Source organism: Pseudomonas khorasanensis (assembly GCF_014268505.2).
In the GTDB taxonomy this organism is placed as follows: Bacteria; Pseudomonadota; Gammaproteobacteria; order Pseudomonadales; family Pseudomonadaceae; genus Aquipseudomonas; species Aquipseudomonas khorasanensis.
In genome coordinates, this window is sequence record NZ_JABWQP020000004.1 from 66,050 (window position 1) to 74,163 (window position 8,114).

Genomic DNA, 8,114 nt, shown 5'->3' on the forward strand with positions numbered 1-8,114 from the left:
AACAATGGCTGAACGTCTGAATAACGACTTCCAGTTCATCGATGTCGGGCGCAAGGATCCGAAGAAGAAACTGTTGCGTCAACGCAAGAAAGAGTTCGTGGAAATCTACGAACCGTTCAAACCCCAGCAGTCGGCCGATCAGGCCCACCGCTGCCTGGGTTGCGGCAACCCGTATTGCGAATGGAAGTGCCCGGTGCACAACTTCATTCCCAACTGGCTGAAGCTGGTGGCCGAGGGCAACATCCTTCAGGCCGCCGAGCTGTCGCACCAGACCAACACCCTGCCGGAAGTCTGCGGCCGGGTGTGCCCGCAGGATCGCCTGTGTGAAGGTGCTTGCACCCTCAATGACGGTTTTGGTGCGGTGACCATCGGTTCGGTCGAGAAATACATCACCGACACCGCATTCGCCATGGGCTGGCGCCCGGACATGTCCAAGGTCAAGCCGACCGGCAAGCGCGTCGCGATTATCGGCGCGGGCCCGGCGGGTCTTGGCTGCGCGGACGTACTGGTGCGCGGCGGCGTGACCCCGGTGGTGTTCGACAAGAACCCGGAAATCGGTGGCTTGCTGACCTTCGGCATCCCCGAGTTCAAGCTTGAAAAGACCGTGCTGAGCAATCGACGCGAAGTCTTCACTGGCATGGGCATCGAGTTCCGCCTCAACACCGAAGTCGGCAAAGACGTGACCATGGAGCAATTGCTCGCCGAATACGATGCCGTGTTCATGGGCATGGGCACCTACACCTACATGAAGGGCGGTTTTGCCGGTGAGGACTTGCCGGGCGTTTACGACGCGCTCGATTTCCTGATCGCCAACGTCAATCGCAACCTGGGCTTTGAAAAGTCGCCGGAAGATTTCGTCGACATGAAAGGCAAAAAGGTTGTTGTACTTGGCGGCGGCGATACGGCGATGGACTGCAACCGCACCTCGATTCGTCAGGGCGCCAAGTCGGTGACCTGTGCCTATCGTCGTGACGAAGCGAACATGCCCGGCTCGCGCAAAGAGGTGAAGAACGCCAAGGAAGAGGGCGTGAAATTCCTCTACAACCGTCAACCGATCGCCATCGTTGGTGAAGACAAGGTCGAAGGCGTGAAAGTGGTCGAGACCCGTCTCGGCGAACCGGACGCCCGTGGCCGTCGCAGCCCCGAGCCGATCCCGGGTTCGGAAGAGATCATCCCGGCCGACGCCGTGGTCATTGCGTTCGGTTTCCGCCCGAGCCCGGCGCCGTGGTTCGAGCAGTTCGAGATCCAGACCGACAGCCAGGGTCGCGTTGTCGCGCCCGAGCAAGGTCAGTACAAGCACCAGACCAGCAACCCGAAAATCTTCGCCGGTGGCGACATGGTGCGCGGGTCCGATCTGGTGGTGACGGCGATCTTCGAAGGCCGCAATGCCGCCGAAGGGATCCTGGATTACCTGGGCGTCTAACCCCGGCGCCTGAGCCAAACGCACTAACCCTGTGGGAGCGAGCCTGCTCGCGAAAGCGGTCTGTCAGCCAACTTCAATGTTGGATGTGCCGGCCTCTTCGCGAGCAGGCTCGCTCCCACAGTTGTTTTAGGGTGTTGCGGAAAATCGTGTTCCAGCGCAATAAATTGACCCGATAGACAAAAGGCTGACCCACATCCGTGCCTTTTGCGTCGCGCTCTGAGAAAATGCCCGCACTTTTTTTCCGGATGCCGACATGACTGCCCTGAAGAACGACCGTTTCCTTCGCGCCCTGCTCAAGCAACCCGTTGACGTCACCCCGGTGTGGATGATGCGCCAGGCCGGTCGCTACCTGCCGGAGTACCGCGCCAGCCGCGCCCACGCCGGCGACTTCATGAGCCTGTGCATGAACCCGGAATTCGCCTGCGAAGTCACCCTGCAGCCGCTTGACCGCTATCCGCAACTGGACGCGGCGATCCTGTTTTCCGACATCCTCACCATTCCCGATGCCATGGGCCAGGGCCTGTACTTCGAGACCGGTGAAGGTCCGCGCTTCAAAAAAGTCGTCAGCACCCTGGCCGATATCGAAGCGCTGCCGATCCCGGATCCGCATAAAGACCTCGGTTATGTCATGGACGCGGTCAGCACCATCCGTCGCGAACTCAACGGTCGTGTACCGCTGATCGGCTTCTCCGGCAGCCCGTGGACGCTGGCGACCTACATGGTCGAAGGCGGCTCGTCGAAAGATTTCCGCAAGACCAAAGCGATGCTTTACGACAACCCGCAAGCCATGCACTTGTTGCTGGACAAGCTTGCGCAGTCGGTGACCTCGTACCTCAACGGCCAGATCATGGCCGGTGCGCAAGCGGTGCAGATCTTCGATACCTGGGGCGGCAACCTGTCGGCGGCGGCGTATCAGGAATTCTCCCTGGCCTACATGAAAAAAATCGTCAGCGGCCTGATCCGCGAGCATGACGGTCGCAAAGTGCCGGTGATCCTCTTCACCAAGAATGGCGGCCTGTGGCTGGAAAGCATCGCCGAGGCTGGCGCTGACGCCCTGGGCCTGGACTGGACGTGCGACATCGGCAACGCCCGCGCCCGCGTCGGCGATAAGGTGGCGCTGCAAGGCAACATGGACCCGACCGTGCTCTACGCCAAACCGGAAGCGATCCGCACGGAAGTCGGGCGCATTCTGGCCAGTTACGGCAAGGGCAGCGGCCACGTGTTCAACCTTGGCCACGGCATCACGCCGGAAGTTGATCCGGAGCATGCGGGCGCTTTCCTGCGCGCGGTGCATGAGCTGTCGGCGCAGTATCACGAGTGATCAGCGCACAATAAAAAACGCCCGGCCAAGTGCCGGGCGTTTTTGTTTGAACAAACCTTAACGACCGAGCAATTGCTCGGCGTAGCGCGCGATGATGTGGTCGAAAGGCTTTTGATCGGAGGCTTTGGCCGCTCGAATCACATTGACGAGGCGTTCAAGGTCTTCATTGCTGGCGCTCGCGATGAATTCATCATCAAACAGTCGACGGATCGTGTCTCGGCGCCGGTTGTTCAGGTAGGCAATATCCAGCGCCAGAACTTCAATCATTTTGGCGGCTGGCAGGTCTTCAGAGTCTGCGGGCTGGATTCCGCCATTTTGCAGATATCGGAAGCGCAGTTCGCATTGCTCATCCATTGGAGATATGTGCAACGCTTCTTCAAACCAGTTGCCTTTGCGGTGTCCACAATGCAGTGGATTGCCGGGCCTGGTTTCACGCAGACAAGACGCGAAAAGATTTTCGTAGTCCAGCGCAAGGGCTTCAAAGTGCTCTTGAGGGCGCAAATGTTCTATGTGACTGGTAGCCGCTTCTATCTCTCTGCCGCAATAACAGCAGAGTGATCCTTGTTCCTCTAACAAGGCCGCGTGTAGCTCTCGCTTTTGCGGGTTTTGCAGAACGGGATAGGTTGGAACCCATTCATCGTTTGCCGAGCTTTTCCAGTCTGTGAATGAGGCGGGTTCAGTTCCTTTGAGCACTCGCTTCATTTACCAAGAATCTCCTTGCGCCTGAGCAGTGCCTCTGCACCGGCAAACTCCGGAAGATCCGGAGCCTTCTTCTTCAGGGCCTCAAGCTGCGATTTCGCCCTTTGCAGGTCGTTGTTCTCCAAGGTTGAAAAAAGCTCCGAGAGCAGGTTTTCAATCTCGGGTTCGCGCTGTTCAACGCCCATGACTTCTTCGAGCACGCTGCTGGAGTCCAGACCATAGGTAACGCGAGGGTGTGAGGATTCGCCGTTGTGCAGGACGATCACCTCTTCGGGCTTCAAGCTGCCGATGATTTGCGGGGAGTGACTGGCGGCGATGAACTGGACATTGGGGAACGCTGTCGTCAATGCCGGAACGATGCTGCGTTGCCACGCGGGATGCAGATGAATATCCAGTTCATCAATGATGATCACGCCTGATGTATTCTTCAGGGCGTCCTTGCCCATATGAGGGTTGAGGATGTACATACGGCGGGCGATGTCGGTGAATAGCGCGATCATGCCGCGCTGACCGTCACTGAGGTGATTGAAGGGAATGGTTTTCTGGTCGATGTCGATCAGCAAGCTTTGCAACCTGAGGTCATAGCGCAGATTTTGTGCATGAGGAATTGCGCAAGCTATAGCACTGTTGACCCAAACCAGCTCGTCGTTGAAATCTGCAGAATGTTGATTGGCATCCAGAAGATCCTGCATTCGTTCCAGTGTTCTGCCGATCAACCAGCTCTCGAAATCACTGAGATCTGCCACTGCATCGAACCAGTTTGCATAACCATCAAAACGCGACAGGCGTTGTTTGGCTGCAAACTCTGCTGATACGCCTGCGCCTTGCCAGCGACGATTGGAGCGATAGAACGCCAGCATCGGTAAATCGACCGGCATGGCCAGGTTGATCTTCTGCCTGAGCTTGACCAACTCAGCCTCGAAAGCTGAATTCACGAGTGGGGGAAAGCCATCTCCGTCTCGTTTCAGAATCCATTCGGTTGCGCCAAAAAACACCCCCGCCCCTTGTACCAGCAGCGGGTACTGCCGTTCGAAACGGCTTCTGTTTTCAAAGCGGTCAATGACGAAGCGAATATCTTCATCTTTTATTGAGATCTGACTCGGCTTTACCGCGTTGCCGAATTCGATGAAGGAAACAGCAATGGCCTGGAGCAATGATGTCTTACCGCTGCCATTGACCCCCACCACCAGATTGAACCCAGGCTGGAAGTCAAAAGTGGCATCTTCGTAGCAACGAAAATTCTTAATGTGGAGACGGTCCAGGCGCATTCTGGCTTCCCTTTACCCAAACAGACGAATGTCGTCAGTGTACCTTGGCGTGCGATTACCGCTAGGGCGCAGTTGTGGCTAAACCTGTGCTGCGCCGGGCAACCGCGGCAACTTCGCCAGCTTCAACGCCACCAGCAAGGCAATCAGCAACAACGCGCCAATAAACAGGCCGATGCCATTCCACCCGCCCAGATGCCAGAACACCCCGCCCGCCGTCCCGGCAATGCTCGACCCGGCGTAATAACTGAACAGATACAACGACGATGCTTGCCCCTTGGCCCTCAACGCCCGCCGGCCGATCCAGCTGCTCGCCACCGAGTGCGCTGCAAAAAATCCGAAAGTGAATACCAGCATGCCGACGATCACCAACAGCAGCGACGTGAACATTGTCAGGGCCAGTCCTGCGAACATCAGCGCAATGGTCGCCCACAACACTTTGCGTCGGCCCATTTTGTCCGCCAGCGAACCGATCCTTGCCGAGCTGTAGATGCCGGACAGATAAACCACCGAGAGCAAGCCGACAAACACCTGATCAAGGTTGTACGGCGCCGCGAGCAAGCGATAGCCGATGTAGTTGAAGAGGGTGACGAACGCGCCCATCAGCACGAAGGCTTCAAGAAACAGCAGCGGCAGACCGGCATCGCGAAAGTGCAGGGTGAAGCCGTCGAGCAAACTGCGCGGGTGCAGTGAGCGGGGGCGGAAGTTGCGCGACTCCGGGAGGATTTTCCAGAACACCGCCGCCGCAATCAGCGCCAGACCGCCGATGACCAGCATCGCCGTGTGCCAGCTGACAAAGTCGATCAGCACGCCGGTGATCAAGCGCCCGCTCATCCCGCCGATCGCATTGCCGCCGATGTACAAACCCATTGCCAGGCCGATGTGTTGTGGATGGATTTCTTCGCTCAGATAGGTCATCGCTACCGCTGCCAGGCCGCTCAATGACAGGCCGATCAGCGCACGCATGATTAATACGCCGTGCCAGCTCGGCATCATAGAACTGGCGATGGTGCACAACGCGGCAGCAAACAGTGCGGCGACCATCACCGGTTTACGGCCGATGCGGTCGGAAATCGGCCCGGTGATCAGCAGACCGAAGGCCAACATGCCGGTCGCCACCGACAGGATCAGACTGCTCTGCGCAGCGTTGATTCCGTACTCGTGGGACAGCAGCGGCATCATCGGTTGCACGCAATAGAGCAGGGCAAACGTCGCAAAGCCGCCACAGAATAGTGCCAGCACCGTGCGCATGAACGCCGGCGTGCCTTTTTCGATGTAGATCTCCTGCAGCACGGCGCGGGTATCGTCGTCGGCAGGGGGCGGGATTTCGTGGGCAAGGGGCGCGACAGCAGTTTTCACTTCAGACCTCGGAGAGCGCAGCCGGGCAGGCAATGAAAAAATCATATAGCTGGCTAATGTTTCTATCCAATATATTGTTCGACCTGTTTGATAGCTTCAGCGACCTAATGGAAATCCTATGGAACTGCGTCATCTGCGTTACTTCATCGCCGTCGCCGAAGAACTGCATTTCGGCCGGGCCGCGCAGGTGCTGGGTATCTCGCAGCCACCGCTGAGCCAGCAGATTCAGGCGCTGGAGCAACAGCTGGGCGCGCGGTTGTTTGAGCGGACCAATCGTCGGGTCGAGTTGAGCGAGGCCGGCCGCTTGTTCCTGCAGGAGGCGCGACTGGTATTGGCGCAGGTCGACAAGGCGGCGGATGTCGCCCGGCGCGCGCAGCTGGGCGAACTGGGGGAATTGAAGATTGGCTTCACCTCTTCGGCGCCGTTCAACTCGACCATCCCTCAGGCGATTTTCTCGTTTCGTCAGCGTTTCCCCGCGGTCCATTTGAGCCTGCGGGAGATGAGCAGCACCATGGTCGCGGATGCCTTGGTCGATCAGTCGATCGAGGTGGGCATCATGCGCCCGCTCGGCTTGCCGGATTCGCTGAGTGTCGTCGAGTTGATGCGTGAGCCGCTGGTGGCTGTGCTCAGTTCGAAGCATCCGCTGGTCCAGGACAGCGAGGAAGGTCTGTTCCTGTCGGCGCTGGCGCTGGAGCCGTTCGTGTTTTTTCCGCGCAGCTATGGCAGTGGCCTATATGCGCAGTTGTTGAGCCTGGCCCGTGACGCCGGCTTCAGCCCGCACTTCGCACAGGAGGCCGGCGAGGCAATGACCATTATCGGCCTGGTCGCGGCGGGCCTTGGCGTGTCCGTGCTGCCGGCGTCCTACCAACGCATGCGCATCGACGGCGTGGTCTATCGCCCACTGCTCGATCCCGAAGCGATTTCAGCGGTATGGCTGGTGCAGCGCAAAGATCAGAAATCGCCGATGGCCAAGGCGTTTGTCGAACTGCTGACGCGCAAGGTTGAGCCTCTGACGGTGTGAAGGCGGCTGGCGCTTTCGCGAGCAGGCTCGCTCCCACAGTTGAGCTGGGTCTCCACCGAAATTGTGTCCTAGCTCCTGTGGGAGCGAGCCTGCTCGCGAAGAGGCCGGAAGCAGCACACGTGCTGGTCCCGGTAGCAGCACACTCTGTGGTCAGTGATCATTTCTGAATCATACGAAGTTAGGAAGTCTCCTACCCAGGTACAGGAAACCGCTGTCTTGTCGGCATTCCTAATCGTCGCTAATTTGTGTTTCCTCATCACTTCCCGAAGAGAACCATGATCGAAAAATTCACGCGTTGGGACTCCGCCGATTTTCTGCTGACGGATGCGGACCTGAAAGATTATCTGGAGGCTTGTATGGACGAAGCAGGAGAGGATGACCGGTTCATTGTCAAAGCGCATGAAACCATAGAGCGAGCGCGTCTTGAAATTATGGGTAACTATGCCGAAAGGGGCTTGTGAGACTCTGAGGATCCTGGGGCAACCAGCCATCGCAGATCCAGGCAGGTAACCGGCGATGACAAGTCAACCTGCCTGTAAAAGGGCGCCGAATGGCGCCCTTTGTCGTTTCTGGCGGTTACTGAATCCTCGCCAGATCACCCTTCAACGCAACGCCCGCCATGATCGCGCCGGCGTGGCATTCGTAGGTCTGCGCGTCCTTGCGCTCGTTGCTCTTGTAGAAGCTGACGATATTGGTCACGGCGTTGGCGCCGGCGTTCTTGGCGGCCTGGTGCAGGCTGATGATTGCCGATTGGGCGACCCACTCGCAGGCGACTTCATCGGATTTGTTGAAGGCGTTGGTTTTCTTGTTGGTCACGGCGCCGGAGCTGACGACGGTGACCTTGCCGGCCGGGGTGTTGCCGGCCAGATAGAACTTCACGCTGCCATCGATTTTGCCGGAGCGGGTGGCTTCGGCGACGGCTTTGTCGAACGGCAGGTAGACCGCCGTGTCGCGGGCCTGGCTGACCGCGGGCAAGGCGCAGAGCAACAGAGTGGCGGCAGCGAGTTTCTTGAAGTGCATGAAGGT

At 58.4% G+C, this 8,114-nt stretch carries 8 protein-coding genes; 4 read left to right on the top strand and 4 right to left on the bottom strand.

The window, feature by feature from the left end; all coding sequences use genetic code 11:
- Nucleotides 1–4 precede the first annotated feature (4 nt).
- Nucleotides 5–1,423, top strand: coding sequence for an FAD-dependent oxidoreductase (locus HU727_RS11880; protein ID WP_007909438.1), 1,419 nt, complete (start codon nt 5–7; stop codon nt 1,421–1,423).
- Nucleotides 1,424–1,676: 253 nt separating this feature from the next.
- A complete protein-coding gene (gene hemE, locus HU727_RS11885; RefSeq protein WP_083367241.1) occupies nt 1,677–2,744 on the top strand; it encodes a uroporphyrinogen decarboxylase in 1,068 nt (355 codons plus the stop codon).
- A gap of 57 nt (nt 2,745–2,801) precedes the next feature.
- Here hemE and HU727_RS11890 read toward each other — a convergent pair whose 3' ends face one another.
- The 3 genes from HU727_RS11890 to HU727_RS11900 form a co-directional block, all read right to left on the bottom strand.
- Nucleotides 2,802–3,446, bottom strand: a complete 645-nt coding sequence (locus HU727_RS11890; RefSeq protein ID WP_186531881.1) for a retron system putative HNH endonuclease — start codon at nt 3,444–3,446, stop codon at nt 2,802–2,804.
- Entirely contained in the window at nt 3,443–4,711 is a 1,269-nt protein-coding gene (locus HU727_RS11895) for an AAA family ATPase (protein WP_186531880.1), read from the bottom strand. Before HU727_RS11895 ends, HU727_RS11890 begins: the two co-directional genes overlap by 4 nt.
- A 78-nt stretch (nt 4,712–4,789) precedes the next feature.
- Nucleotides 4,790–6,034 carry an MFS transporter gene (locus HU727_RS11900; RefSeq protein WP_437180409.1) on the bottom strand — a complete coding sequence of 415 codons (1,245 nt, stop codon included), beginning with the start codon at nt 6,032–6,034 and terminating at the stop codon, nt 4,790–4,792.
- Nucleotides 6,035–6,185: 151 nt separating this feature from the next.
- On the opposite strand from HU727_RS11900, the gene HU727_RS11905 reads away from it, so the two are divergent.
- Together HU727_RS11905 and HU727_RS11910 are read left to right on the top strand one after the other, a co-directional pair.
- On the top strand, nt 6,186–7,088 hold the full coding sequence (locus HU727_RS11905; RefSeq protein WP_186531878.1) for a LysR family transcriptional regulator: 903 nt from the start codon (nt 6,186–6,188) through the stop codon (nt 7,086–7,088).
- Nucleotides 7,089–7,363: 275 nt separating this feature from the next.
- On the top strand, nt 7,364–7,549 hold the full coding sequence (locus tag HU727_RS11910) for a helix-turn-helix domain-containing protein (RefSeq protein WP_186531877.1): 186 nt from the start codon (nt 7,364–7,366) through the stop codon (nt 7,547–7,549).
- Nucleotides 7,550–7,664: 115 nt separating this feature from the next.
- Here the strand turns inward: HU727_RS11910 and HU727_RS11915 are convergent, their stop codons facing one another.
- Complete coding sequence (locus HU727_RS11915) at nt 7,665–8,108, bottom strand: excinuclease (RefSeq protein WP_186531876.1); 444 nt, start codon at nt 8,106–8,108, stop codon at nt 7,665–7,667.
- Nucleotides 8,109–8,114 lie beyond the last annotated feature (6 nt).